The organism is Frondihabitans australicus (assembly GCF_003634555.1).
Lineage (GTDB): Bacteria > Actinomycetota > Actinomycetes > Actinomycetales > Microbacteriaceae > Frondihabitans > Frondihabitans australicus.
Genome location: NZ_RBKS01000001.1, coordinates 3,207,203 through 3,230,497 on the forward strand (window position 1 = coordinate 3,207,203; position 23,295 = coordinate 3,230,497).

Here is a 23,295-nt window from a genome sequence, read left to right on the forward strand (position 1 = left end):
GCCGCTACCATCGACGCCATGCCGAAGATCTCGACGCTGACGGAGTTCCTCGAGTCGATCGACACTCGCGAGCACCGCGCGACGATGCAGGAGCTGCTCGACTGGGTGGCCGAGACCTGGCCGGCCCTCGAGATGGCGATCAAGTGGAACCAGCCGATGTTCCTCGACCACGGCACGTTCATCATCGGGTTCAGCGTGTTCCCGAAGAACATCGCCGTGTCTCCTGAGCCCGCCCTCGTGGAGCGGATGCTCGGCGACATCGAGGCCTCGGGCTACACCGCGACGAAGCGGCTCTTCCGGATCGGGTGGAACGACCCGATCGACCACGCCCTCCTGGCCCGGATGATCGAGACGCAGATCGCCGAGAAGGCCGACATGACGGGGCTCTGGCGGCCCTAGGCGGCGCCGACCTCGCCCGCCGCGCCGAGGATCCAGTTGCGGAACTCGACCGAGAAGTGCCCGAGGTGCTGATCGACCGTGGCCTGTCCGCACGCCGCCGGGAGGCCCACCGAGAGCTTGGCGGTGAACCCGCCGGGTACGTCGGTGAAGAGCGTCGAGACCCAGCCGATCACCGTGCCGTCGGCGAGCACGAGACGGGAGCGGTGCGATCCCGGCTCGGCCTCCTCGGCGGCGTCCCAGCCGTCCATGAAGAAGCTGCACACCTGCTCGCCGAGGGTCTCGACGATGTTGGGGCGGCCATCGGCCTCTGTATGGATGACGTAGTGCTCGGGGTGCGCCGCGAGCATGGCGTCCTCGCGGTCGAACGAGGCCGCGAGCCAGCCTCCGAACTGGCCTGCCGTGATGCCGCGCGCAAGGAGCGTCGTCGAGCCGCTCAGCTCCCGACCTTCTGAGGCGTCGACGGCCGTACGCATGGCTTCGTCGCTCGCACGGATCTCGGGGGCGAGCAGGTCCAGGATCCGCTCCCGTCCGAGCCGACCCTTGAGCAGAGCCAGGGTGCGGCGGGCGGAGAACAGCTCGTGCCCGAGGATGCTCGCGTCGTCGGTGTGGCCGTCGAGGCGGACCGTGGCGCTCGGCTTCCCGGGAGCGGCGTGCGCCTGCTCCTGCGCCCGAAGCACCGGCAGCCGCAGGTAGGAGGCGCGCGTGCCGCCGGTGTGGACGACGTGTCGGCCGGAGTTCGCGCCGGCGTACTCCCGGATGCCCGGCATGAGCGTGCCGAGCAGGTTGCGTGACGAGACGACGAAGCGCAGCTGCTCTCCGGCGGCGAACCTCAGGCCGAGGGGCAGGAGGTCGATGTCGACCTCGACGACCTCGCCGGGCGTTAGCTTCTCGACGCGGTCGAAGGTGTGGGCGGGCACGTCGTCGGTCGAGAGGGCCGGGTCGAGGTGGCGCAGGGAGACCCGGATCCTGCCGTCCGAGCCCTTGTACCGCAGGATCGACGCACCGTGCTCGGTGACGTCGTGCACGGCGGCGCTCTGGTTCGGCACGGTGAACGCCTGCAGCGGCGTGCCCCAGCGGTCGAGCTTCTGGATCAGCACGAAGAGATCCATGTCGTCGGAGCCCTCGGCCTCGACGAACAGGTGCGCCGACGGGTACCCGACGAGAGTCGTGTCGGTGTCGAACCGGGTCACGAACGAGAGCGCCTCGGGGTTGGCGCCCACCGTGTAGCCGGCCGTCGCCGCCTCGGTCGGGGCGTCAGGGTGCAGGATCCGAGACCCTGCGTCGAGGTAGTACCTCGTCGCGACCGAGCCCTCCGGCGGAAACTCCCCCGCCGCGACCCCCGTCTCGTCGCCGCCCTCGAGGTCGAGCACGGAGTAGCGGACCCGGGGCGTGGCCTCCCATCCGTTGTCGACGTCGCGGAGCACGTGGTCGAAGAAGCGGAGCAGGTCCGCCCGGTTCGTCTCGTCGTAGTAGTCGGGCCACTCCTGCGAGTTGTGGATGCGGAGCCACTTGCGGCTGGAGGCGATGCGTCGCCAGCCGCGGAAGGTGCCCGCGGTGTGGAGGGTGTTCGAGTAGCTCGCGACGACGTACGCCGGCACGTCGATCTGACCGAGGTCGGCGACCTTCTCGGCCCAGAGGTCGTCGACGAGCGGGTGCGCGTCGGCCTCGGCGAGGATGTCCTCCTTGCGGCCGCGGCCGAAGAAGCTGTTGTCGCGCAGCTGTCGGGCGAACCCGGTGTCGGGCATCCCGCCGCGCATCACGAGGTCGCGGTAGGTGTCGCTCACGCCTTCCCAGGGGTTGATCGCCGCGAGATGCGGCGGCCTCTCGGCGGCCGTGAACCACTGCGTCGCGGCGAGGTACGAGGTGCCGCTCATGGCGACCCTGCCCGTGCACCACTCCTGCTCGGCCAGCCACTCGACGAGGTCGTAGCCGTCGCGGCCGTCCTGGCGATCCCAGAGCACGCTGTCGCCGTCCGAGTCGACGACGCCGCGGATGTCCGGGTTGCAGATCGCGTAGCCGTGGGCGCACCAGAACGCGGGATCGGGGCCCTCGAACTTCAGCAGCCCCGACACCGAGTCGTTCGAGAGGCCGACCATCCCGAAGACGCCCATCGCGCTCGCCGACGTGCCCTGGCCCTTGCCGTAGGGGCTGTAGGCCATGATCACCGGCACCGGCTCGTCGCCCAACGGCCGGAACACGTCGACGTGCACCACGACGCCGTCGCGCAGAGTGACCGGGACGTCCTTCTCGAAGACGATGTCGACGGGCAGCTCGCGGAACTGCGGCGCGATGCGGAAGCCGGCCGGCAGAGTCCGCACGCTCGGCTCGAACGGCGTGAGGACTCCGGTGCGCTCGGGCGGCAGCGGTGTCGACGGCAGGTAGGTCTTCAGGTCGTCGCTCACGGCGGCCTCCTCTCGGTTCACGGGGCCGGTGCGGCCCGCGAGAGGCGACGCTACGACTCTTCGGCAATTAACTCAACACTCGTTGAGATAATTCTCGGTCGGGTCTACTCTCGAACCGTGAGCGAACCCGATGTGCCCCCGTCGAGACGGCGACCGGGGCGACCACCGGGTCGCAGGAGCACGCGCGACGCCGTCCTCGCCGCAGCCCGGGCGCGGTTCGCCGCCGACGGCTTCGCGCAGACCACGATCCGCTCAGTGGCAGCGGACGCCGGGGTCGACGGGTCACAGGTGATCCAGTTCTTCCGTTCGAAGGAGGAGCTGTTCGCCGCGGTCATGGCCGTCCCGGCCAGCGCCCTCGCTCGCTTCGACGAGGCCTTCGAGGGCCCCGCGGAACAGCGCGGCGAGCTCGTCGTCAGGGCGTTCTTCGACTCCTGGGAGCAGCGTCGCGACGAGTCCGAGCCGCTCATGGCGACGTTGCGCGGAGCCTTCGTCAACGAGCGGGCCAGGCAGAACCTGAGCGAGTTCATCCAGTCTCGACTCCTCGACGGCGGGGGCCGGCACGGCGACGAGGAGGCCGTGCTGCGGGCCGGTCTCGCGGCGTCGCTCCTCGTCGGCGTCGTCACGAGCCGGACGATCATCGGCGTGCCGGCCATCGAGTCGGCCTCGCTCGAGGACCTCGTCCGGCTGCTCGCGCCGGCCGTCCAGGCGATCCTCTAGGGCGCCGTTGTCGAGCTCGCCGTCGCAGGAAGTGTCGATATCGTTCAAGATAATGACACTTAAGTCACATAAGTGTCATTATTGAAGGAGTAAATGACACGGAGGAGCCGCTATGTCGGTCTGGCCCGCCCACGATACGCGCGTCGTGCCGTGGACCAGTCTCGGCCGACGCGGCACTCGTGACGACCGCATGCTCACCGAGGTCGCCGTCTCGGTACCCCCGGCCATCGCTCACCTGACTCCGCCGGCGGGCCTCGAGACCGAACTCCGACGCGCGACCATCGAGGCGCTTGACCTCGAAACGGTGGCCGGCGGGCTCCTGAGCCCGTTGTCCGGCTTCCTGATCCGGATGGAGTCGGTCGCTTCCAGCCGGATCGAGCACGTCGAGGCGTCGCCTCTCGCATTCGCGCGCGCGATGGGCGGGCTCCGGGAGAACAGTTCGGCGGTCTCCATGGTGGCCGCGGGCACGGCGATCACGAAGCTGATCGACGCCTCGAGCCACGAGTTCTCCCTCGACGAAATCCTGGCGGCCCACGAGGCGCTCATGCGGGACGATCCCGACTCGGGTGAGCGCCGCTACGCCGGGCGCGTGCGCGATGTCCAGAACTGGATCGGCGGCTCCGCGCACGCACCGCGCAACGCGCTCTACGTCCCACCGCCACCGGACGCCGTCCCGGTCCTGCTCGACGACCTCATCGCCTTCTCGAATCGAGACGACATCGAGCCCATCACCCAGGCCGCGATCGCGCACGCCCAGTTCGAGAGCATCCACCCGTTCACCGACGGCAACGGGCGCATCGGGCGCGCGCTCATCGGCGCGATCCTTCGGCGCCGCGGAGTGACTCCGAACACGGTGCTGCCGGTGGCGAGCGCGCTCGCTGCAGACACGGGTCACTACTTCTCGCTGCTGACGGCATATCGTCGCGGCGACGTCCTGCCGATCGTCAGCGATCTGGCGCTCAGCATCGAGTCCGCCGCGAGGGAGGCCCGGGCCACGGCGCGCACGTTCCTCGCCCTCGAGACCTCCTGGCGCGAGAGCGTACGGCCGCGCGGCGGGAGCTCGGTCGACCGGCTCCTACCGGTGCTCCTGGCCCTGCCGGTGTTCACCGTCGAGCAGATGGTGTCGGCGACAGGACTGCCCGAGCGAAGCATCTACCGCGCCGTCGAGACCCTCGAGGAGCACGGCGTCGTGGAGGCCGTGACGGAGCGAGTCCGCGGCAGGACGTACGCGGTGATGGACGTCCTCGACGAGTTCGGCGACCTCGACGGCCGGATCCGCGAGCGGATCACGCGGCTGCGCGGCCTCCAGCCCGGCGGCGTCTAGCCCTGCGGGGCCGCGGCACTCGACGAGTGCGACCTGGCGGGCACGAAGCACGCGGCGACGGCAGCGGTGAGGATGATCGCACCGGCGACGACGAACGAGACCTGCATGCCGGCGACGAAGTCCGATCCGGCGATCAGCACGCCGAAGACCGCGATCGCGACGGCGCCGCCGACCTGCCGGAACGTGTTGAAGACGGCGCTCGCCGTGCCGGCCCGGGCCGGCGGCACGCTCGCGAGCACGACCGACGTCACCTGCGGCATCGCCACCGAGCCGCCGAGGCCGGTGAAGACCGAACCGATCGCGATCGACCACGGCCAGCCCCAGGGCGCCGCGACGATCAGGAAGACGAGGCCGACCACCATCGTCGCGAGCCCCAGCACGACGGGCATGCGCACTCCGAACCGGTTCGTGAGGGTGCCGCTGACGAGGTTGCCGCAGATGCTGAACGCCGCCGACGGCAGGAAGATCAGCCCGGCCGCCAACGGCGACAGCCCTAGGTGCTGCTGCAGGTAGAGGCTGTTGACGAAGACCGTGCCGAAGTTGCCGACCATGAACGCGAAGCCGACGAGCAGCGCGATCCGCATGCCGCGGGGCCTGAAGAGCGGCAGCGGCATCATCGGGTGCGACACCCGCGCCTGGATCAGCAGGAAGGCCACCAGCGCCGCCGCGGCCAGCACGAACGACGCGACGACCGCAGGATCGCCGAAACCCTGCGCACCTCCCTCGATCAGGCCGAACACGAGCCCGCCCAGCGTCACCAGCGCGGTGACCTGCCCACCCCAGTCGAACGGCGTCGGGCGAGGTGTCGACGGCGACACCGACCGGATCAGGACGAGCATGACGATGCACACCGGCAGATTGATCGCGAACACCAGCCGCCAGTCGATCGTGGTGAGGGCTCCGCCGAGGACCGGGCCCACTGCTCCTGCGACCGCCCCGCCGACCGCCCAGACGCCGAGTGCGTGGGCGCGCTCCCGCGGCTCGGGGAAGGCCTCGCGGATCAGCGCCATCGACGCGGGCAGCATGACCGCCGCGGCCGCACCCTGGAGGGCGCGAGAGGTGATGAGCACGCCGAGCGTCGGGGCGAGCGAGCAGGCGACCGACGCCACGAGGAACCCGGCGATGCCGACGGCGAACGAGCGCTTCGCGCCGATGCGATCGGAGAGGTTGCCGGCGAACAGCAGCAGGGAGGCGAACAGCAGGGTGTAGGCGTCGATGACCCACTGGAGCCCCGAGGTGTCGCCGCCGAGCTCTCGGCCGATCCTGGTCAGGGCGACGTTGACGATGAGGATGTCGAGGGTGATCAGGAAGAAGCCGAGCGAGGCGATCGCCAGCGTGCGCCGGGCGCGCGAGGTGGCCGGTGCGGCGGTCGTCGTGGTCATGTCACCCAGAGAACCGCAGTTTCCGCCTCGGAGGGGTGTAACACCAGGGCATCCCTCGCGGCGTCGTTCGCTCGTAGTGTCGGAGCATGTCCACTTCCGACGAGGCTCGCGAGTTCCTCACGAGCAGGCGAGCCGGGGTCACGCCCGAGCGGGTCGGCCTGCCCGGCGGACCCAACCGTCGCGTGGCCGGGCTCCGTCGCACCGAGGTCGCCATGCTGGCCGGCGTGAGCGTCGAGTACTACGCGCGGCTCGAGCGGGGCAACCTGTCGGGCGCATCGGACGGCGTGCTGCACGCCGTCGCCGGCGCGCTGCAGCTCGACGAGGCGGAGCGGACGTACCTGTTCGACCTCGCGAAGGCGGCCAACGCTTCGGTCATCCCGACGCGCCGCCGCACGTCGCGGGCGCAGAACGTGCGCCCGAGCCTGCAGATCGTGCTCGACTCGATGACGGGCGCGGCGGCGTTCGTCCGCAACGGTCGGCTCGACATCCTCGGGGCGAACGCGCTCGGCCGCGCGGTGTACTCCGACCTGTTCTCGAGCCCGATCGCGATGCCTCCGGGCAAGCCGATGAACCTCGCCCGGTTCTGCTTCCTCGACCGCGAGCGGGCCGACCGCTTCTACCCCGACTGGGGCGTTGCGGCCGACCAGACGGTGGCGATCCTGCGCACCGAGGCGGGGCGCGACCCCTACGACCGCGACCTGCAGGATCTCATCGGCGAGCTGTCGACTCGCAGCGACGAGTTCCGCACCCGGTGGGGCGCCCACGACGTGCGCCGCCACGCCACCGGGATCAAGCACTTCCACCACCCCGGCGTCGGCGACCTCGACCTGATCTTCGAGGGCACCGAGCTGATGGCCGACGACGGTCTCAGCCTGCTCATCTACACGGCCGAGCCCGGCACGCCGACCGCCGAGGCGCTCGGTCTCCTCGCGTCGTGGGCGGCCGCACCGGCTCGCGCCTGATGCACCCCCCTCTCGAAAGGACCCCCTCATGAAGCGAATCTCTCTCGGAACCCTCGAAGTCGGCCGGATCGGCCTCGGCTGCATGGGCATGTCGGGCAGCTACGGCCAGGGCGACGACGACGAGTCGATCCGCACCATCCACCGCGCCCTCGACCTCGGCGTCACCCTGATCGACACCGCCGAGGTCTACGGCCCGTACGTCAACGAAGAGCTCGTCGGCGGCGCTCTGAAAGGCCGCCGCGACGAGGCCGTCATCGCGACGAAGTTCGGCCTCGTCTCGCACAGCGGCCGGCCCGCAGGATCCATGGACTCCAGCCCGGCGAGCATCCGCGAGGCCGTCGAGGGGTCGCTCACCCGCCTCGGCACCGACCGCATCGACCTCTACTACCAGCACCGCGTCGACAAGACGGTGCCGATCGAAGACACCGTCGGCACGCTGGCCGAACTGGTCGCCGAGGGCAAGATCCTGCACATCGGCCTGTCCGAGGCGTGGGCCGACACGATCCGTCGCGCGCACGCCGTCCACCCGATCACGGCTCTGCAGTCGGAGTACTCGCTCTGGACCCGCGACCCGCAGCACGACGTCCTGCCAGTGCTGCAGGAGCTCGGCATCGGCTTCGTCCCCTACTCGCCCCTGGGCCGGGGATTCCTCACCGGCAGCATCCGCTCCACCGCCGACTTCGAGGCGTCGGACGCGCGCGCGAGCAACCCGCGCTTCGCCGCCTCGAACTTCGACGCGAACCTGGCGCTCGTCGACGAGGTCGTCGCGATCTCGTCCGAGATCGGTGCGACTCCGGCCCAGGTCGCGATCGCGTGGGTCCTGGCGCAGGGCGACACGTTCGCGCCGATCCCCGGGACCAAGAAGGTGTCGCGCCTCGAGGAGAACGTGGCGGCCGACGCGCTGGAGCTCACGCCCGAGCAGGTGGCGCGGCTCACCGCCCTGCCGGCTCCGTCGGGCGACCACCACACGCCTGCGCAGATGGAGATGCTCGATCGCTGACGTGGTCATCCGGTCGCAAGGGCCGGAGGCCCCGCTCCGCTGACTTCGCGGTTACGCACGAGGGGTCGTGAGGAATCCTCTTGACCGAGTAGGCAACCTGGGTGCACCCTATGGGGCAAGTGAAAGCCGACGTTGACCGCGACGGGAACACCCGGCGAGGTCGCCCCCGATCACCACCCGAAGATCGACGCCCGAGAGGCGCACCGTGACCTACGCGTACAAGGTAGTACACCGTCGAAACCATGCGGCACCGGGAGTCGTGCTGATCATCGCGGGCCTCGGGATCCTGATCGCCGCCATCCTCCCGCTCATCCAGTTCACCGGCCCCGGAGTCACCGCCCTCGCGCGGGGCATCGGCATGACTCTCACGAACGACGGGGCCTACGAGCCCGACCCGTGGCAGTTCTCGCTCTGGGTCGGCGGCACCGTGTTCGTGCTGGGATTCATCCTCCTCGCGACGCGGATCCGCGGGCTCGGCGCTCTGTGGCGCATCCTCGCACTGCTCGCCCTCCTCGCGGTGGGCGTCTACGTGGCGTTCTGGTGGTTCTTCCTCTCCGACCCGTCGCGATTTCTGGCGTCGCAGGATCAGAGTCTCGGCGGGCAGCTGAAAAGCGGCATCACCTCGTTGCTCGAGGGCACCGGCGCCTACAGCATCACGCCGGGTATCGGTCTCCTCGTGGCGTCGATCGCCGCCGGGCTGGGGATCATCGGCGTGTTCCTGCCTGCGGGCAAGACCGAGAACCACGTGCCGCTGGCCGGGTCGGAGCCGTACCCGCAGCAGCCGTACCCGGGGCAGCAGTACCCCGGGCAGCAGCAGTACCCCACACAGGGCTACCCGCAGCAGCAGTACCCCGGCCAGTACCCGCCCGGGCAGTTCCCGCCGACCGGTCAGTGACGAGGGCGGGCCGCTCGAACGCGCCCGGCTCGTGACCGCGGCAGGACGAGCGAGCGCGTCCGGCTCGTGACATCGGCAGGGCAGAAGTGCCCGTGTCGTGGGTGTCGGCCCGGCCGTAGGCTCGGGCCATGGTCGAAGCAGTGGTCGTTCTCGTCGTGGTGGTTGCCCTGCTGGTCGCGATCCCCGTGCTTCTCATCACGGGCGTGCGGCGGCGCCGGCGTCTGCAGGAGCAGTCGGAGACCCACCCGGGCCTCGGCCTCCGGGCCGGCGACGACCCCGTGCGCGACGAGATGGCCGACGACTTCCGGCGGGGCCGCGGCGCGAACACCGGGCTGAACTTCTAGCGCTCAGGCGGGGTGACCAGCCGGGGGGCGGCGAGGCCGAGCCGAGCGACGCCGGCACCGACATCGAGCAGGAGCGCGCGAGCCTCGGCCGTGTCGGGGTCCGTGTGCGCCGCGAGGCTCGCCCGGGCGAGCGCGAATCGGGCACTCGCCCACGCCGCGACGGCGCCCATGAGTCCCGGCCGGCGGAACGGCATCGTCGCCGAGCGGTGACGCCGCAGGTCGACGCCGCGCGCCTCGACGAGCGGCAGCAGCTCACCGGCGCCGCGGAACGCCTCCTGGAACGCACGTCGATCGCCGGCCATGCGAGCGAGCGAGCCGCTCCGGTAGCCCTGCGAGAGCATGCCCGCGTCGGCGACGAAGTGCACCAACAGCCAGCCGCGCATGTCGTCTTGGCGCCGGATCGTGAAGCCCGCCCTCTCGAACGCCTCGAGGACGATCAGGTGGCGCGCGACGCTCGCCGCGTCCCGTGCTGTGCTGTCGCGTGACGAGTCGCCGGAGCCGGTGCCCAGAAGCACGGCCCGCATGACCGCACCGTGCAGCACTCCGTCGTCACCGAAGCCGCCGCCGGCCTGCGGGAACCCCCACACCACCTGCGACAGCGGAATCGGCGCGACCGCGTCCGCCGGCTCGGCCCAGACGTTGCCGAACACGAGCACGGTCGCATCGCCGATGCGCGGGGCGAGGAAGGCGGCGGCCTCGGCGAGGCGGTGGTGGCCGACGCTCACGATCACCAGGTCGAACCTGTCGTCGACGTCGAGCTTCTCGCGGAGGCGGAGGGTGACGGTCTCTCTGCTCCTGCGCCCTGAGGCTTTGTGGCGGGCGTCGAGCAGGTCGAGGCGGACGTCGGAGCCGTACTCGGCCGCCCGGCCCGGTCGCACCAGGAACCCGACGTCGTGGCCGGCGGCCTGAAGGGCGGAGCCGTAGATCGTGGCGATGACGCCGCGACCGAACATCAGAATGCGCATCGCACTTCTTCCGGTAAGATGGAGACCGTCTCCGTTTCACACGATATGGAGATCGCCTCCGATTGTCAATGCGAGTGCCCATGCCCGACGAGAGTGCCACGCGGCCCCTGCGCGCCGACGCGCGCCGCAACCGCGAGGCGATCATCGCCGCGGCCCGCGAGGTCTTCGACGGCGACGCGCAGCTCCGCTTCGACGACTTCGCTGCCCGAGCGGGTGTCGGAGTCGGCACGCTCTACCGGCACTTCCCGACGCGCGAGGCGCTCGCCGCGGCCGTCTACGCCGGCGAGGTGACGGCGTTGTGCGATCGCGCCCGAGAGTCGTCACTGCCCGCGGGCGACCGTCTCGACGCCTTCGTGCGCGGCTTCGTCGACTACATCGTGACCCACGCCGCCCTGGCCCGCACCCTCGCGACCCTCGTCGACTCCGCGACGCAGACGACCGGCGGCGACGAGGTCGAGCGCACGGTCGTCGCCCTGGTCGAGCAGGCCCAGGCCGCAGGAGCCGTCCGCCCCGACGTGCCGCCCGGGGCCGTGCTCGCCGTGCTGCACGGTATCGGCGCCTCGGCGGGCCGCCCCGGCTGGCCCGCCGAGGCGAGGTCCGTCGCCGAGATCGTCCTGCGGGGCCTCCGCCCGGAGTGACGTGCGCCGAGCGCGTGGGTGCGGTCGACCGGCATGGCGAACGCGGCGGCGGGCGAGCGTATGACCCGGGCACGGCGCTGCCCGGGTGTAGCGTGCCGCCCATGAGCGACGTCGTCGGGCCCGACAAGGTGGGCTGGGTGCTGATCCGCGACCGGAGACTGCTGGTCGGACGCAACGAGGGGCGCAGCGCGTTCTACCTGCCCGGCGGCGGCCGCGACGAGGGCGAGACCGACGTCGAGACGCTCGTGCGCGAAATCGACGAGGAGCTCTCGGTCGCCATCGACCCGACGACCGCCCGACACGTCGCGACGGTGATCGCACGACGTGACGAGAGCGAGCACGACATCGTCTACATCGCGTACACCGCGGAGCACGAGGGCGAGCCGGTGCCGTCAGCGGAGGTCGAGGAGCTCGCCTGGGTCAGCACGGCGGACGGCGCGGCCGTGACGGATGCGGAGCGCAGGCTCATGGCGATCCTGCGCGATCGAGATCTGATCGACTGACGCGCGCTGGGTGCTCGCTGCCCGGTAGGCGCAGGTCCCGACTCATTTCTTGCAGAGCGCGCTCAGTGAGGATGCGTCGGAGCGTTCCCTGAGCCAAGGAGCCAGACGGCGCGGCCTGGACCGCGCGACTGCGTCTCTGCCACCATCGGGATATGACGACTGCGACTGCGGCTGCCGCTCCTGCCCGTGCGGGGCGTGAGCTCGCGTTCAGAATCCTGAGCCTCGTCGGCGCCCTCGTCGTGGCGGTCGCTCTCGTGATTCAGATCACGCTTCTTCTCACCGGTGGCGCGGATGCCAATTCAGGAGCGACGACAGCCGTGGTCGGGCTGCCGGTGAGGTTCGTGCGGCTCTTCAGCTACTTCACGATCGACAGCAACATCGCGGTCATGATCGTCGGCTTCCTGCTGGCCGCGAACCCGAATCGAACGAGTCGTCTGTGGCAGGTCGCCCGTCTCAACGCGCTCCTCGCCATCACGATCACGGGCATCGTCTTCGACGTCGTGCTCTCGAAGAGCGTCCATCTGACAGGCGGGGCTCTCGTCGCGACGATCCTCCTGCACTACATCTCGCCGTGGTGGACGGTGGCCGTCTGGCTGCTCTTCGGCCCACGGCCGGGGTTCGGCTGGGCCACGATACCGGGCGCGTTCGTGCTGCCGGTGCTCTGGCTGCTCTACACGTTCGTGCACGGCGGCATCACCGGCTGGTACCCGTATCCCTTCTTGGACGCCTCGAAGATCGGGCTCGGGCCGGCGGTCGTCGCTTCTCTCCTGGTTCTCGTCATCGGCCTCGTGCTCGCAGTCGTGTTCGTTCTGGTGTCGACTCGTGTGCCCGCCTTGATCGCCGGGCCGCCAGCGACATCGGAGGCATCCCGGTCGACCGGGCGGTAGCGCTGCGGACGCGTCACGGAACGAGCACGATGCGCCCGAACACCGAGCCGTCGTCCATCGCCCGGTGCGCGTCGGCTGCGCGGTCGAGAGGCAGGATCTCGTGGACGACGGGGGTCAGCGTGCCTTGCACAGCATCGTCGAACAGCGCCGCGCGTACCGCGTTGCGGCGAGCGATCGGCACGCTCGCGAGACTGAATGTCGCGAACGAGCGCGACTCCTGGAACGACCGCAGCAGCGTCTGCCCGAAGTCCGCCGGCGGGTAGCCGGCGACGGCGCCGACCAAGACCAGGCGCCCGTTCGGCGCGAGCCGGTCGAGGAACAGTGGCACGGCCGGTCCGCCCACGATGTCGATCACCACGTCGAAGGAGCCGGGTGCTCCCGGAGCCCCGGCGCCGTCCCGGTCGAGCACATGCGTCGCGCCGAGAGAGAGCAGGCGCGACCCGCGGGGTTCCGACGACGCCGTCACCGCGACAGCGGCAGCGCCGGAGCGTGCCGCGAGCTCCACGGCGGCGATCCCGATGCTCCCAGCGGCGCCCCGCACGAGCACGGATTCGCCGGGGGCGAGATGGGCGTGATCCAGAGCGAGCCGGGCGACCGTCGCTGCGCTCCCGAGGGCGACGGCGTCGGTCGAGGTGAGCCCCCCGGGCAGGGCGGTCACATCCTGCACCTCGGCCACCGCCTGCTCGGCGTAGCCGCCGCTCGTGCCGGTGAACGCCCACACGCGGCGCCCCAGCCATGAGGGGTCGCCGTCGGCGCCCACCGCGGTCACCACGCCCGCGACCTCGCTGCCGGGCACCATGCCGAGCGGGAAAGCCGAGCCGAGGGTTCCGCGCCTGATGACGGCGTCGACGCCTCCGACGCCGATCGCCTCGGTCTCGATCAGCACCTGTGAGGGCGCAGGATCGGGCGTGGCCTTCTCGACCACCGCCAGACCGCCCGCCTCGCCGAACCTCTCGATCGCGATCGCCTTCATGGTGCCTCTCTCCTCGTCGCTTGTCGCCGCGCGGCCACTCGCCGCGCTACGCTCGAACGGTAACGGACGCCCCCGTCCGCTTGTGCGAAGTGAGAGAGATGACGACGGAGCTGGCTCACCTGAGGTCGGACGCCCGCGACAACCGCGACCGGATCGTCGAGGCGGCCCGTGCTCTCTTCGCCGAGCGCGGCCTCGACGTCGGAATGCGCGAGATCGCGAGACGTGCCGAGGTGGGGCCCGCGACCCTCTACCGGCGGTTCGCCACCCGAGACGACCTCGTCGACGAGGCGTTCTCGATCGAGCTCGAGACCTGTCGGCGCATCGTCGTCGAGGGGTGCGCTGATGACGACGCGTGGCGCGGCCTCTCCTCGACGCTCACCGCGCTCGTCGAACTGAACGCCGGCAATCGCGGGTTCGTCGATGCGTTCACCGCCACGGCGGCGGCCTCGGGTTCGGCGCACTCGGTGATCGCGGCCCACAGGCGCGAGCTGCTCGGGATGCTGGCGGGTCTCGTGGCCCGGGCCCGGGCCGCGGGGCGGTTGCGGGCGGACTTCACCGTCGACGACGTGGTGCTGATCCTGCGTGCCGGGCGAGGGGCCGCGGCAGGCGGTTCGGTGGCGGCGGCGCGTCGGTTCGTCGAGCTCACGCTCGACGGTCTGCGATCGCGCGGAGCCGACTGAGGCAGTGGCGGGCGAGCCGCCAGGCGAGCCACCACGAGAAGCAGAGCCGCCGCGCGGGGGTCGTCGGAGTCACGATCGGATGCTCCTGAGCCCGGCCCTGATCTCGTCGACCAGGAGGTCGGGCTGCTCGAGCGCCGCGAAGTGACCGCCGCGGGGAGCCGAGCCGAAGTGAACGAGGCCGGGGTAGGCGGCCTCGATCCAGGTGCGCGGCAGCAGCGGGATGTCGCGCGGGAAGAGCGTGACGGCGACCGGAAGGCTCAGCGTCGGGCCGCTGAAGCCGCCGGCGCGGTTCTCCCAGTAGATGCGGGCCGACGACGCGGCGCTGTTCGTGAACCACGTCAGCGAGATCACGTCGAGCATCGTGTCGAGATCGATGGCGTCTTCGGCGCGGCCGGTGTTGTCGGTCTTCGACTGGTACTTCTCGTAGATCCAGACGGCCTGACCGACCGGGGAGTCGGCGAGGGCGAAGCCCACGGTCCCGGGCTTCGTGCCCTGCAGGTGGTTCGACCCGCCGAGCGCGCCCGTGTAGAGGGCCAGGGTCTCGAGCGCCCGCTGCTCGTCGGGCGTGGGCGAGGTCGGCAGCTCGGCCGGCACCGCGAACGCCGTGGTCAGGTGGATCCCGGCGAGGCCTTGGGGTCGCATCGCCCCCAAAGCGGTCGTGACCGCGCCGCCCCAGTCGCCGCCCTGGGCCGCCCACCTCTCGTAGCCGAGGCGTCGCATGAGCTCGGCCCACGCCCCGGCGATGCGCGGTGCCGTCCAGCCGGTCGCCGTCGGCTTGCCCGAGAACCCGAAGCCGGGCAGCGACGGGATGACGACGTCGAACGAGTCCGCCGCGTCTCCGCCGTGCGCGACCGGGTCGGTGAGCGGCCCGATGAGCTTCAGGAAGTCGGCGTTCGACCCCGGCCAGCCGTGCGTCAGGATCAGCGGCAGCGCACCCGGGTTCGCCGACCGCACGTGAATGAAGTGGATGTCGACCCCATCGATCTCGGTGACGAACTGCGGGTGGCCGTTCAGCTCACGCTCGAAGCGACGCCAGTCGTAGCCGTGCTGCCAGTGGTCGACGAGCGCGCGGGCGGCGTCGAGACGGACGCCCTGCGACCAGTCGTCGACTGTCTCGCGGTCGGGCCAGCGGGTTCGGGCGAGGCACTCGCGGAGGTCGTCGAGGTCCGCGTCGGGGATCGCCACCGTGAACGGGCGGATACCGTCCGAAGCGGCGGGGGTGGGGGTCGGGGTGGTCATGTCGGGCTCCTTCGGGATCCTGCGCATCAAGTCGTTGCACAGTGATGTGCAATGCACACCGGTGTGCAACCTACCCCGTTGCACACGGTTGTGCAATGATGAGTTTGTGGAGAACGACACGGCCCGAGCCCGCGCGCTCGACGAGACGCGCACGCGAATCCTCGACGTGGCGCTCGACGTGCTCGGGGCGAATCCCGACGCGGGCATGGCAGACATCGCCGCGGCGGCCGGTGTCGTGCGGCGCACCGTCTACGGCCACTTCCCGAACCGCGCCGAGCTCGTCCACACGCTGGCGCAGCGGGCTGTCGACGAGGTCGCGGGCGTTCTCGCGGAGGTCGATCAGGGCGCAGGAGCAGCCGACACCGCCTGGGTCGACTTCATCGCCCGGCTCTGGCCCCTCGCCGCCCGATACCGGGTGCTCGTCGCCCTCCGCCGGGGTGAGTTCGGCGCCGACATCCACGCCCTGCTGGCGCCGGTCGACCGTTCGCTCGCCGCCCTCGTGCAGCGCGGGCAGGACGCCGGTGTGTTCGCCCGCCACCTTCCGCCCGATGTGCTGAGCCAGATCGCCTACGGGGTGGTGTTCACGGTGGCCGACACGGCGCTCGCCGCGGGGGGACGGGGTGCCGGCGGCTCTGACGGTGCCGGTGCCGAAGCCGGTGCCGACACAGCGGCGGGTGGCGCGAGGGCCGACCTCGCCGCGGCCACGACGGCGAGCCTCCTCGTGCTGGGGGTGCCGGAGTCGCGCGCGCGGGAGCTGCTGGGCGGGCGTTCGTGAGCCCCAGGGCTCTCGGGCGAGGGTGAGTCGCGTGGCTCCTGCGCCCATGAGCGACCCCGACCCGATCGAGCTCGACGACCTCGTCGGGCCCGGCACGCGGCTGCTCTTCGTCGGCATCAATCCGAGCATGCGGTCGGTGGCCGACGGCGCTCCGTTCTCGTCGCCGAGCAATCGCTTCTGGCCTGCGCTGCAGCGGGCGGGCATCGTCGCCCCCTCGATTCGGCCCTCTCCGGAGCTGTCGCCGGCCGACCGCCGCGAGGTGATCGACCGCGGCATCGGAATCACGAGCCTCGTGCGCCGGGCCACCCCGTCGATCGCCGACCTCTCGCGCGACGAGCTCCGCGACGCCCGCGAGGGCCTGGCGGAGCGGGTCGAGGGCATCGCGCCGGTCGTCGTGGCGATCCTGGGGGTAACGGGCTTCAGGATCGCCTTCCGGCAGCCGACCGCCGGTCTCGGCCCCCAGCCCTCGCCGTTCGGCGGCAGTCGCCTGTGGGTCGTGCCGAACCCGAGCGGGCGCAACCGGAGTGCATCGCTCGACGCGCTCTCGGAGGCGTATGCGGCGGCGGCTGTTGCCGCAGGCGTCGAGCTTCTGCGGGTGGCCGGCGCCTGACGCGGCGCCTGCCGCCGCGCCTGCTCGCACGTTCACTGGTCCGGCCGAACGGCCGCCGAGTGGACTCGTTCTTGCCTTTCCGCCGGTCTTACCGTGGAGGCGTGGGGCCGCCGCGCCGGCCTCGAGAAAGGACTCCCCATGAGGATCTTCGTCGCCGGCGCGTCCGGCGTGCTCGGCTGTGCCTTCCTTCCGCTGGCGCTCGCCGCCGGCCACGAGGTCGTCGGCATGGCCCGGTCGTCGCAGGGCGCCGCCACGATCGAAGCGCTCGGCGGCACTCCCGTGGTCGCCGACGCTTTCGACCGCGAGGCCGTCACCGCAGCCGTGGTCGAGAGCCGCCCCGATGTCGTCGTGAACCTCCTCACCGACCTCGGCTCGGGAACCTCGGCCAGCAACGCCCGAATCCGCGTCGAAGCGGGTGCCACCCTCGTCGAAGCCGCTCAGGCAGCAGGATCCGACCGCGTCATCGCCGAGAGCATCTCGTGGGTGCACCCGCCCTCGCCCGAGACCGCGGACGAGTCCACTCCGCTCGACGTCGACTCCGGCGAGCCCCGCCGCACCACGATCCTCGCCGTGGAGTCGCTGGAGTCCGCGACGCTCGCCGGGCCGAACGGCGTGGTTCTCCGCTTCGGGCAGCTCTACGGCCCCGGCACCTGGTACGCGCGAGACGGCCGGTTCGCCGAGCTGGCCCGCGCCGGCGGATTGCCCGCGACCGAGACCGTGACCTCGTTCGTGCACGCCGAAGATGCGGCCGCAGCCGTGCTGCTGGCGCTCGACTGGCCCGCGGGCGTCTACGACGTCGTCGACGACGAGCCGGCCGCGGGCACGGAGTGGGGGCCGGTGTTCGCACGAGCGGTCGGGGCCCCCGATCCTGCGCCCTCGACCAGCGGCGACCTCGGCCGGCCCGTGAGCAATGCCGCTGCCCGGGCTCTCGGCTGGGCCCCGGCTCGCAGGAGCTGGCGGGAGTTCCTCGGGGCCTGAGCTCCCGGCGCCGGCCTCGAGACACCCTCGACCCGACATGACGTGGGCCCTTGCGGGCTCCTCCGCGTCGGGTCAGGGGTGCCTCGGCGTCGCGACTACGTGTGGGCAGCGGCGAGGACCGTACCGACCTGGACGGCGAGCAGGAGGAGTCCCCAGTGTCGGGAGGGGCGGCCGGCGACGAGGACGAGGACGTCGAAGACGACCGTGCCGAGCCAGAGCAGGAACGCCACGGCCACGATCGCCAGGGCGACGAACATCGACGGTGCGGGACCGCAGTACACGTCGCAGGCGGGCGACGCGGTGGCGCCGCCGAACGTCCAGGCTGCGGCGGCTGTCGCGGCCAGCCCGGCGGCGTTGACGAGCGCCAAGGGGAGCCACGTCGGGCGCGTCGCTGATCCTGCGGCCTGAGGCGCGTCGATCGCGCTGTCACCGGTCGGGATCACGGTAACGACGCTACGGGCTGTCCGGGCAGTGCGCCTCGGTCGCGCGGACGATGTTCCTCACGAAGGCCGGGCGAGCAGCGCGTCCCGGCAGGCCTCGAGCAACTCTGCGAGCCGGCGGGCGTCGGCGTCGTCGAGCGGCGCACGCATCGCACTGGCCACCACGGCCACGAGCGCGCGTGCCTGGCCGCCGAGCTCGACGGCGGCGGGCGTGAGGGTGGCGGCGCGCTCGCGGCGCGGGCCGGGCGACTCCGACCGCGTGACGAGCCCCCGATCCTGCAGCCCCTGGAGCAGCACGTTCATCGACTGCCTCGACACGAACGCTCGCCGGGCGAGCTCGGACGACGTGATGCCGGGGCTGTCGGCGAGGCCCTGGAGGCAGGCGTACTGCGGCACGGTGAGGTCGAGCGGCCGGAGCGCATCGCCCATGCTCTGGTGCAGCACCGACTGGGCGCTCTTGAGCAGGATCCCGAGCCTCTCGTCGAGGGTGACCGGCGCTGAAGCGTTCATGTCAAGAGTTTGACACACTCGTGCACGAGTGTCAGAATATTGACACTCACCACGACAGGCCAACAGACGGGAACCACCATGAGCACCTCCGACATCGACTTCGTGTCGTTCCAGGTCCGCGACATCGAGGCCTCGGCCCGCTTCTACACGGAGGTCGTCGGCCTCACCCCGATCCCCGTGCCGAACCCGCACGCGAAGGCGTTCTCCGACGGAACCGTCACGTTCGCCGTGCGAGTGCCGATGCCCGGGTTCGACCTCGACGCCGTCGGCACGCCCGGCGCCGGCATCGCGGTGTGGTTCAAGTCGCAGGATCCTGCGGCCGTCCACGAGAAGCTCGTCTCTGCCGGCGCCACCATCGCCGAACCTCCGTTCGAAGGTCCGTTCGGAACGACGTTCTCGTTCCGCGACCTCGACGGCTACCTCGTCACCATCCACGCCGCGTAGCGCTCGGTCCGCCGGTTCGGCCCCTGCCCCTCGCCCCGTCGCGCCCACGAGGGGCCCCAAAATGCTGATGCCGGCTGTGCCGGATCAGCAGATCGAGGCAACTCGCCGGACGGGGCTTGCCCGGCGAGCTACTCAGGCGAGCGAGCGCAGCGCAGCCAGCAGAGTCTCGCGCTGCGCGACGGGCAGGGCGTCGACGAGATGCGCGCGCACGGCACGAGCGTGAACGGGGAGCGCCGCGGCGATCGCCCGCGAGCCCTCCGTGGTGAGGGCTGCGGTGGCGCTCGAGGGGGTGTGGAGCTCTCGCGTGACGAGTCCCCGATCCTGCATTCTCGACAGCTGGTGAGACAGGCGGCTCTTCTGCCAGCCCATCGAGGCCGCGAGGTCCGCCTGTCGCATCGCGCCGTCGCTCAGGCGCAGCCGGTCGAGCACGCCGAACTCGGCGCCGGTCAGCCCCGTGGTCGCAAGGAGATCTCGCTCGACTGCGGCCGTCACGGCCTCGGACGCGCGCTTGAACGCGTGCCAGACGTCGAGCTCGTCGCGGGTGAGCGGACCCTCATCGTCAGACATGTCGGCTCCTCGTGGGTTGACACATCAACCCTAGCAGCGCATTCTGGTTGTCATGACAACCCAGACAATTCAGCAGGATGCGACAGCCGTCGCCATCGTCACGGGCGCGTCCGGCGAACTCGGCCGTGCCATCGCGCTGCGACTCGCTCGTGACGGGTTCGCCGTCGTCGCCCACTTCTCGCGGGGTGAGGCGGCGGCGCAGACCCTCGTCGCCGAGATCGTCGCCGGCGGTGGCCGCGCGCTCGCGGTCGGGGGCGACATCGCCGACCCGGCCACCTCGTCGCGACTGTTCGACGCCGCAGAACAGGAGTTCGGCGGTGCCGACGTGCTCGTGAGCAACGCCGGCGCGAGCATCCTCGGTCGCCTGGCCGACATGACCGACGCCGACTACGACACCGTGATGGACGCGAGCGCGCGCGGAACGTTCGCAGGGCTGCGCGAGGCGGCCACCCGCCTTCGGGACGGCGGGCGGATCGTCACCCTCTCGACGACGTCGCTGGCCGTCGGCACACCCGGGATGGGTCTCTACATGGCCGCGAAGTCGGCCGTCGAGACGCTCACGCGTGCGGCGGCGAAAGAGCTGGCGCCGCGCAGGATCACCGTGAACGCCGTCGCCCCGGGCGCCATCGCGTCGCGGATGTTCTTCGAGGGCAAGTCGCCCGAGCAGATCGCGCGAATCGCCGACGGGCATCCGGCAGGACGCCTCGGCGAGCCCGACGACATCGCCTCGGCAGTCGCCCTGCTCGTCGGCCAGGATGCCGGCTGGATCAGCGGCCAGGTGATCCGGGTCAACGGCGGCGTCGCCTAGACCCGCGCGGCCTCCCACTCGGAGCGCAGCAGACCCATGAGCACGATGTCCTCGTAGCGCCCGCGCACCCAGGCGTGCTCGCGCAGGCGACCCTCGACGACGAAGCCCGCCTTCTCGTAGGCGCGGAGGGCGGCGGCGTTCGACGAGATGGCCTGCAGGTGGATCCGGCGCAGGTTGCGACGCACGAACCCGAACTCGACCACACGAGCGATCGCCGCCGATCCGAAGCCTCGACCGCGCGCCTCCGGGACGAGCGCGATGCCGATCTCGGCGTAGCGGGCGAGCTCGTCGCTGTCGAAGAGGCCGATCGTGCCGACGGCGAGACCGTCGACGTCGATCACGAAGCGGACGTTGCCGTCGGCCGCCTGCGCCTCCTGCCGTGCCTCCCACTCGGCGCGGCTGAGGGGAGCCGGGCCGAGGGGTCCGCGCTCCTCCCACGAGTCGAGGTCGGCGGCCAGCGAGTACAGCGCGTCGAGGTCTTCGGCGGCCCGGGCGCGGAGGGTGACGGGTGGTTCGTCCATGCCCCGCACGCTACCGCGCTCCTGCGACAGGGGCTCGCCCGCTCGCGGCGCCCGCCTCGCGGCGCACGCTCGGCAACCGGGCGTAGGTTCGCGCCGACGAGTGTCGTCCGGCCTCGCCACACGCGCGACGCGCACCACTCGACTCAGGAGACAACCGTGACGGCTACGGCCACCTCGACGCTTCTTTCGGCAGGACCCCTTCTCTTCGCCCCCGACATCTCACCCGACGGCTCGGCCGTGCTGTTCGCGGCGGATGTCGCGCGGGCTTCGGTGATCGCCTTCGAGCTTCCTGCGGGCGACGGGCCCGCTGCTCCTGCGCCCGCCGCCGTCAGCGTCGACCGCCTCGGGGCCAAGCTCGCGTCGCTGCTCGGGGTGGAGGCCGACGACGTCGCGATCCGCGGCATGAGCGCGCACCCGGTCACGCACGACGTCTACCTCTCCGTCGCGCGGGGGCGCGGCGCCGAGGCAGCGCCCGCGATCGTCCGTGCGACGCCGGCGGGCGACGTCGAGGTGGTCGACGTCGACGGGCTCGCGTCCACCTCGTTCGCGCTCGACGACGCTCCCTCTCTCGATGACGAGCGCACCGACGTGTGGCTCGACGGAATCGACCCGTCGTCGCAGCCGCGGGAGTTCCAGGGGATCAGCCTCGACATCGCCCAGGTGCCGCTGCAGCGCTCGACGATCACCGGCCTCGCCTGGGTCGACGGCACGCTCTTCGTCGCCGGGACGAGCAGCGACGAGTTCACCTCGCGCCTGCGCCGCGTCAGCTACCCGTTCGACGGGGCGGCGATCGAGACGTCGGTCGAGATCTTCCACGTCGACCACGGCAAGTACGAGACCCAGTCGCCGATCCGCGCGCTGACGGCCTTCGGCGGCGGCACCGGGATCCTCGCGACCTACACCTGCACGCCGGTCGCCTACTTCGCCGTCGACGACCTCAAGGGCGAGGGCCTGGTCCGCGGGCGCACGGTCGCCGAGCTCGGGCCGATGAACCAGCCGTTCAGCATCGTCTCGTACGAGCGCGACGGCGAGGAGTTCCTCCTCGTGTCGAACACCCGCCACCCGCTGCTCCGCATCCCGGCCGCGTCGATCGCCGGTCAGGAGGCCCTCGACGTCCCGATCTCCGACGAGGGCGCCTCGCGGGGCGTGCCCCGCGACGAGCTGCCGCAGCCCGGCGTCACCTGGATGGCGAACCTCGACCGCTCCAACGTCGTCGTCGTGCAGCAGGAGGGCGGCGACCTCCACCTCCGCACCCTCCCCGCCGCCGAGCTCTGAGCGGCGGCGTCGGTCGGCTCGTCCAGGCGTCGTGGCGCCACGGCTCCTTCGTCGTGTCGGGCCTCGACCGGGCGCAGGAGCCGGCGATCGTCCCCCTCGGCGCCCTCTCCCTCGGCCCCGACCTCGTCCCGACCGCGGGGGTGTGGCACCGCTCGAACGAGGCCGACGTGTTCACCCCGCGCTTCCCGCCGGCACCGGGAGGCGTCTTCGTGGTGCTCGCCGGGCCCCCGTGGAGTGAGCTCGCACGCGTGGCGATCCCGGCGACCGTTCGGCGCCCGACGACCTCCGTCGTCGCGATCGAGACCGACGTCGACGTCGTGCCGGCGAACCTGCTCCGGTTCGCCGTGACGTTCTCCGGCCCGATGGACGAGGGGTCCGCCGCCGGGCGGGTCCACCTGCTCGACACCGACGGGGCGGAGATCGACGGTGCCCTCATGGAGATGCCGCCCGAGCTCTGGAGCCGCGATCGGCGTCGGCTGACGCTGCTGCTCGAGCCCGGGCGGATCAAGCGCGGACTCGTGCCCCACCTCGAGGCGGGCGCGCCCCTTCACGAGGGGGCCTCGGTGACGCTCGTCGTCGACGACGCACTGCTCGACTCGGCCGGAGCGCCGCTCGTGGAGTCCGCGCGGCGGACGTTCCTCGTGGGCCCGGAGATCCGCTCGCGCGTCGATCCCGGCCGGTGGCGGGTCACGTGGCCCGACCGCGAGCAGGAGCCCGTGATCGTCGCCTTCGACCGCCCGCTCGACCGGGTGCTCGTTCAGCGGCACCTGCAGGCGCTCGACGCAGGCGGGGAGCCGGTGGCCGGGAGTGTGGTGGCGGCTCCTGCGGGCTGGTCGTTCACGCCCGACGCCGGCGGCCGTGTCGCGGCCGTTCGCGTCGATGCGCTCCTCGAGGATCTCGCGGGCAACTCGGTGCGGCGGGTCTTCGACCGCGACCTCGCCTCGCCCGCCGACGACTCCCTCGCCGCTCCCTTCGTCGAGCTGCGCCCGCCCGCCTAGCCCCCGCCTCGCCTCGCCCCGCCCGTCCCGCCCACCCCGCCCCCACCTCCGCCGAGTGC

General features: G+C 71.6%; 27 protein-coding genes. 18 read left to right on the forward strand and 9 right to left on the reverse strand.

What is annotated here, in order from left to right; translation table 11 throughout:
* Window positions 1-18: 18 nt before the first annotated feature.
* Window positions 19-399, forward strand: coding sequence for an iron chaperone (locus C8E83_RS15245; RefSeq protein WP_121370777.1), 381 nt, complete (start codon window positions 19-21; stop codon window positions 397-399).
* On the opposite strand, the gene C8E83_RS15250 is transcribed toward C8E83_RS15245, so the two are convergent.
* Window positions 396-2,801, reverse strand: a complete 2,406-nt coding sequence (locus C8E83_RS15250; RefSeq protein ID WP_121371936.1) for a CocE/NonD family hydrolase — start codon at window positions 2,799-2,801, stop codon at window positions 396-398. The two genes, C8E83_RS15245 and C8E83_RS15250, sit on opposite strands and share 4 nt — an antisense overlap.
* A gap of 117 nt (window positions 2,802-2,918) precedes the next feature.
* Here C8E83_RS15250 and C8E83_RS15255 point away from each other — a divergent pair, with 117 nt between their 5' ends.
* Window positions 2,919-3,518 carry a TetR/AcrR family transcriptional regulator gene (locus C8E83_RS15255; RefSeq protein ID WP_170159963.1) on the forward strand — a complete coding sequence of 200 codons (600 nt, stop codon included), beginning with the start codon at window positions 2,919-2,921 and terminating at the stop codon, window positions 3,516-3,518.
* Between the two features lie 112 nt (window positions 3,519-3,630).
* Window positions 3,631-4,842: a Fic family protein gene (locus C8E83_RS15260; RefSeq protein WP_121370779.1), complete on the forward strand. Its 1,212-nt coding sequence runs from the start codon at window positions 3,631-3,633 to the stop codon at window positions 4,840-4,842.
* On the opposite strand, the gene C8E83_RS15265 is transcribed toward C8E83_RS15260, so the two are convergent.
* Window positions 4,839-6,224, reverse strand: a complete 1,386-nt coding sequence (locus C8E83_RS15265; RefSeq protein WP_121370780.1) for an MFS transporter — start codon at window positions 6,222-6,224, stop codon at window positions 4,839-4,841. The genes C8E83_RS15260 and C8E83_RS15265 overlap by 4 nt on opposite strands.
* A gap of 86 nt (window positions 6,225-6,310) precedes the next feature.
* Here C8E83_RS15265 and C8E83_RS15270 point away from each other — a divergent pair, with 86 nt between their 5' ends.
* The 4 genes from C8E83_RS15270 to C8E83_RS15285 all read left to right on the forward strand — a co-directional run bounded on the left by C8E83_RS15270 (window position 6,311) and on the right by C8E83_RS15285 (window position 9,425).
* Window positions 6,311-7,186, forward strand: a complete 876-nt coding sequence (locus C8E83_RS15270; RefSeq protein ID WP_121370782.1) for a helix-turn-helix domain-containing protein — start codon at window positions 6,311-6,313, stop codon at window positions 7,184-7,186.
* Window positions 7,187-7,214: 28 nt separating this feature from the next.
* The gene (locus C8E83_RS15275) at window positions 7,215-8,186 is read left to right on the forward strand and encodes an aldo/keto reductase (RefSeq protein WP_121370783.1); all 972 of its coding nucleotides are present in this window, start codon (window positions 7,215-7,217) and stop codon (window positions 8,184-8,186) included.
* Window positions 8,187-8,391: 205 nt separating this feature from the next.
* Window positions 8,392-9,081 carry a hypothetical protein gene (locus tag C8E83_RS15280; RefSeq protein WP_147430207.1) on the forward strand — a complete coding sequence of 230 codons (690 nt, stop codon included), beginning with the start codon at window positions 8,392-8,394 and terminating at the stop codon, window positions 9,079-9,081.
* A gap of 128 nt (window positions 9,082-9,209) precedes the next feature.
* The gene (locus tag C8E83_RS15285; RefSeq protein ID WP_147430208.1) at window positions 9,210-9,425 is read left to right on the forward strand and encodes a hypothetical protein; all 216 of its coding nucleotides are present in this window, start codon (window positions 9,210-9,212) and stop codon (window positions 9,423-9,425) included.
* Here the strand turns inward: C8E83_RS15285 and C8E83_RS15290 are convergent.
* Entirely contained in the window at window positions 9,422-10,390 is a 969-nt protein-coding gene (locus C8E83_RS15290; protein ID WP_121370788.1) for a ketopantoate reductase family protein, read from the reverse strand. The genes C8E83_RS15285 and C8E83_RS15290 overlap by 4 nt on opposite strands.
* 80 nt (window positions 10,391-10,470) lie before the next feature.
* On the opposite strand from C8E83_RS15290, the gene C8E83_RS15295 reads away from it, so the two are divergent.
* The 3 genes from C8E83_RS15295 to C8E83_RS15305 all read left to right on the forward strand — a co-directional run bounded on the left by C8E83_RS15295 (window position 10,471) and on the right by C8E83_RS15305 (window position 12,418).
* Window positions 10,471-11,028 carry a TetR/AcrR family transcriptional regulator gene (locus C8E83_RS15295; protein ID WP_121370790.1) on the forward strand — a complete coding sequence of 186 codons (558 nt, stop codon included), beginning with the start codon at window positions 10,471-10,473 and terminating at the stop codon, window positions 11,026-11,028.
* A gap of 101 nt (window positions 11,029-11,129) precedes the next feature.
* Window positions 11,130-11,531 (forward strand): NUDIX hydrolase, encoded by a 402-nt coding sequence (locus C8E83_RS15300; RefSeq protein ID WP_121370792.1) that lies wholly within the window; start codon window positions 11,130-11,132, stop codon window positions 11,529-11,531.
* Window positions 11,532-11,683: 152 nt separating this feature from the next.
* Window positions 11,684-12,418, forward strand: a complete 735-nt coding sequence (locus C8E83_RS15305) for a Pr6Pr family membrane protein (RefSeq protein ID WP_170159964.1) — start codon at window positions 11,684-11,686, stop codon at window positions 12,416-12,418.
* Between the two features lie 13 nt (window positions 12,419-12,431).
* On the opposite strand, the gene C8E83_RS15310 is transcribed toward C8E83_RS15305, so the two are convergent.
* Window positions 12,432-13,391: a zinc-binding dehydrogenase gene (locus tag C8E83_RS15310; protein ID WP_121370794.1), complete on the reverse strand. Its 960-nt coding sequence runs from the start codon at window positions 13,389-13,391 to the stop codon at window positions 12,432-12,434.
* Window positions 13,392-13,489: 98 nt separating this feature from the next.
* Between C8E83_RS15310 and C8E83_RS15315 the strand changes: the two genes are divergently transcribed.
* Window positions 13,490-14,071, forward strand: a complete 582-nt coding sequence (locus C8E83_RS15315; RefSeq protein ID WP_121370796.1) for a TetR/AcrR family transcriptional regulator — start codon at window positions 13,490-13,492, stop codon at window positions 14,069-14,071.
* Between the two features lie 69 nt (window positions 14,072-14,140).
* On the opposite strand, the gene C8E83_RS15320 is transcribed toward C8E83_RS15315, so the two are convergent.
* Window positions 14,141-15,310 (reverse strand): epoxide hydrolase family protein, encoded by a 1,170-nt coding sequence (locus C8E83_RS15320; protein ID WP_121371938.1) that lies wholly within the window; start codon window positions 15,308-15,310, stop codon window positions 14,141-14,143.
* 106 nt (window positions 15,311-15,416) lie between these two features.
* Between C8E83_RS15320 and C8E83_RS15325 the strand changes: the two genes are divergently transcribed.
* The 3 genes from C8E83_RS15325 (at window position 15,417) to C8E83_RS15335 (ending at window position 17,673) form a co-directional block, all read left to right on the forward strand.
* On the forward strand, window positions 15,417-16,085 hold the full coding sequence (locus C8E83_RS15325) for a TetR/AcrR family transcriptional regulator (RefSeq protein ID WP_121370798.1): 669 nt from the start codon (window positions 15,417-15,419) through the stop codon (window positions 16,083-16,085).
* 31 nt (window positions 16,086-16,116) lie between these two features.
* Window positions 16,117-16,695 carry a mismatch-specific DNA-glycosylase gene (locus C8E83_RS15330; protein WP_245981710.1) on the forward strand — a complete coding sequence of 193 codons (579 nt, stop codon included), beginning with the start codon at window positions 16,117-16,119 and terminating at the stop codon, window positions 16,693-16,695.
* 138 nt (window positions 16,696-16,833) lie between these two features.
* Entirely contained in the window at window positions 16,834-17,673 is an 840-nt protein-coding gene (locus C8E83_RS15335; protein ID WP_121370802.1) for an NAD-dependent epimerase/dehydratase family protein, read from the forward strand.
* A 95-nt stretch (window positions 17,674-17,768) separates the two neighbouring features.
* On the opposite strand, the gene C8E83_RS15340 is transcribed toward C8E83_RS15335, so the two are convergent.
* Entirely contained in the window at window positions 17,769-18,116 is a 348-nt protein-coding gene (locus C8E83_RS15340) for a hypothetical protein (RefSeq protein WP_121370804.1), read from the reverse strand.
* Window positions 18,117-18,173: 57 nt separating this feature from the next.
* On the reverse strand, window positions 18,174-18,623 hold the full coding sequence (locus tag C8E83_RS15345; RefSeq protein WP_121370806.1) for a MarR family winged helix-turn-helix transcriptional regulator: 450 nt from the start codon (window positions 18,621-18,623) through the stop codon (window positions 18,174-18,176).
* Between the two features lie 78 nt (window positions 18,624-18,701).
* Here C8E83_RS15345 and C8E83_RS15350 point away from each other — a divergent pair, with 78 nt between their 5' ends.
* On the forward strand, window positions 18,702-19,067 hold the full coding sequence (locus C8E83_RS15350; protein WP_121370807.1) for a VOC family protein: 366 nt from the start codon (window positions 18,702-18,704) through the stop codon (window positions 19,065-19,067).
* 132 nt (window positions 19,068-19,199) lie between these two features.
* Here the strand turns inward: C8E83_RS15350 and C8E83_RS15355 are convergent, their stop codons facing one another.
* The gene (locus C8E83_RS15355) at window positions 19,200-19,634 is read right to left on the reverse strand and encodes a MarR family winged helix-turn-helix transcriptional regulator (protein WP_121370809.1); all 435 of its coding nucleotides are present in this window, start codon (window positions 19,632-19,634) and stop codon (window positions 19,200-19,202) included.
* A gap of 52 nt (window positions 19,635-19,686) precedes the next feature.
* On the opposite strand from C8E83_RS15355, the gene C8E83_RS15360 reads away from it, so the two are divergent.
* The gene (locus tag C8E83_RS15360) at window positions 19,687-20,442 is read left to right on the forward strand and encodes an SDR family oxidoreductase (protein WP_121370811.1); all 756 of its coding nucleotides are present in this window, start codon (window positions 19,687-19,689) and stop codon (window positions 20,440-20,442) included.
* On the opposite strand, the gene C8E83_RS15365 is transcribed toward C8E83_RS15360, so the two are convergent.
* A complete protein-coding gene (locus C8E83_RS15365; protein ID WP_121370813.1) occupies window positions 20,439-20,963 on the reverse strand; it encodes a GNAT family N-acetyltransferase in 525 nt (174 codons plus the stop codon). The genes C8E83_RS15360 and C8E83_RS15365 overlap by 4 nt on opposite strands.
* A gap of 156 nt (window positions 20,964-21,119) precedes the next feature.
* Between C8E83_RS15365 and C8E83_RS15370 the strand changes: the two genes are divergently transcribed.
* Both C8E83_RS15370 and C8E83_RS15375 read left to right on the forward strand, forming a co-directional pair.
* On the forward strand, window positions 21,120-22,238 hold the full coding sequence (locus C8E83_RS15370) for a hypothetical protein (RefSeq protein WP_121370815.1): 1,119 nt from the start codon (window positions 21,120-21,122) through the stop codon (window positions 22,236-22,238).
* A gap of 53 nt (window positions 22,239-22,291) precedes the next feature.
* Complete coding sequence (locus C8E83_RS15375) at window positions 22,292-23,236, forward strand: hypothetical protein (RefSeq protein ID WP_121370817.1); 945 nt, start codon at window positions 22,292-22,294, stop codon at window positions 23,234-23,236.
* Window positions 23,237-23,295: the final 59 nt, after the last annotated feature.

Excerpts from the sequence above, each read along its gene's own strand:
- C8E83_RS15315 (WP_121370796.1), top strand. The coding sequence starts at position 13,490 with ATGACGACGGAGCTGGCTCACCTGAGGTCGGACGCCCGCGACAACCGC.
- C8E83_RS15270 (WP_121370782.1), top strand. The coding sequence starts at position 6,311 with ATGTCCACTTCCGACGAGGCTCGCGAGTTCCTCACGAGCAGGCGAGCC.
- C8E83_RS15300 (WP_121370792.1), top strand. The coding sequence starts at position 11,130 with ATGAGCGACGTCGTCGGGCCCGACAAGGTGGGCTGGGTGCTGATCCGC.
- C8E83_RS15245 (WP_121370777.1), top strand. The coding sequence starts at position 19 with ATGCCGAAGATCTCGACGCTGACGGAGTTCCTCGAGTCGATCGACACT.
- C8E83_RS15335 (WP_121370802.1), top strand. The coding sequence starts at position 16,834 with ATGAGGATCTTCGTCGCCGGCGCGTCCGGCGTGCTCGGCTGTGCCTTC.
- C8E83_RS15290 (WP_121370788.1), bottom strand. The coding sequence starts at position 10,390 with ATGCGCATTCTGATGTTCGGTCGCGGCGTCATCGCCACGATCTACGGC.
- C8E83_RS15310 (WP_121370794.1), bottom strand. The coding sequence starts at position 13,391 with ATGAAGGCGATCGCGATCGAGAGGTTCGGCGAGGCGGGCGGTCTGGCG.
- C8E83_RS15265 (WP_121370780.1), bottom strand. The coding sequence starts at position 6,224 with ATGACCACGACGACCGCCGCACCGGCCACCTCGCGCGCCCGGCGCACG.
- C8E83_RS15360 (WP_121370811.1), top strand. The coding sequence starts at position 19,687 with ATGACAACCCAGACAATTCAGCAGGATGCGACAGCCGTCGCCATCGTC.
- C8E83_RS15295 (WP_121370790.1), top strand. The coding sequence starts at position 10,471 with ATGCCCGACGAGAGTGCCACGCGGCCCCTGCGCGCCGACGCGCGCCGC.
- C8E83_RS15365 (WP_121370813.1), bottom strand. The coding sequence starts at position 20,963 with ATGGACGAACCACCCGTCACCCTCCGCGCCCGGGCCGCCGAAGACCTC.
- C8E83_RS15355 (WP_121370809.1), bottom strand. The coding sequence starts at position 19,634 with ATGTCTGACGATGAGGGTCCGCTCACCCGCGACGAGCTCGACGTCTGG.
- C8E83_RS15320 (WP_121371938.1), bottom strand. The coding sequence starts at position 15,310 with ATGACCACCCCGACCCCCACCCCCGCCGCTTCGGACGGTATCCGCCCG.
- C8E83_RS15345 (WP_121370806.1), bottom strand. The coding sequence starts at position 18,623 with ATGAACGCTTCAGCGCCGGTCACCCTCGACGAGAGGCTCGGGATCCTG.
- C8E83_RS15260 (WP_121370779.1), top strand. The coding sequence starts at position 3,631 with ATGTCGGTCTGGCCCGCCCACGATACGCGCGTCGTGCCGTGGACCAGT.
- C8E83_RS15305 (WP_170159964.1), top strand. The coding sequence starts at position 11,684 with ATGACGACTGCGACTGCGGCTGCCGCTCCTGCCCGTGCGGGGCGTGAG.
- C8E83_RS15275 (WP_121370783.1), top strand. The coding sequence starts at position 7,215 with ATGAAGCGAATCTCTCTCGGAACCCTCGAAGTCGGCCGGATCGGCCTC.
- C8E83_RS15350 (WP_121370807.1), top strand. The coding sequence starts at position 18,702 with ATGAGCACCTCCGACATCGACTTCGTGTCGTTCCAGGTCCGCGACATC.
- C8E83_RS15285 (WP_147430208.1), top strand. The coding sequence starts at position 9,210 with ATGGTCGAAGCAGTGGTCGTTCTCGTCGTGGTGGTTGCCCTGCTGGTC.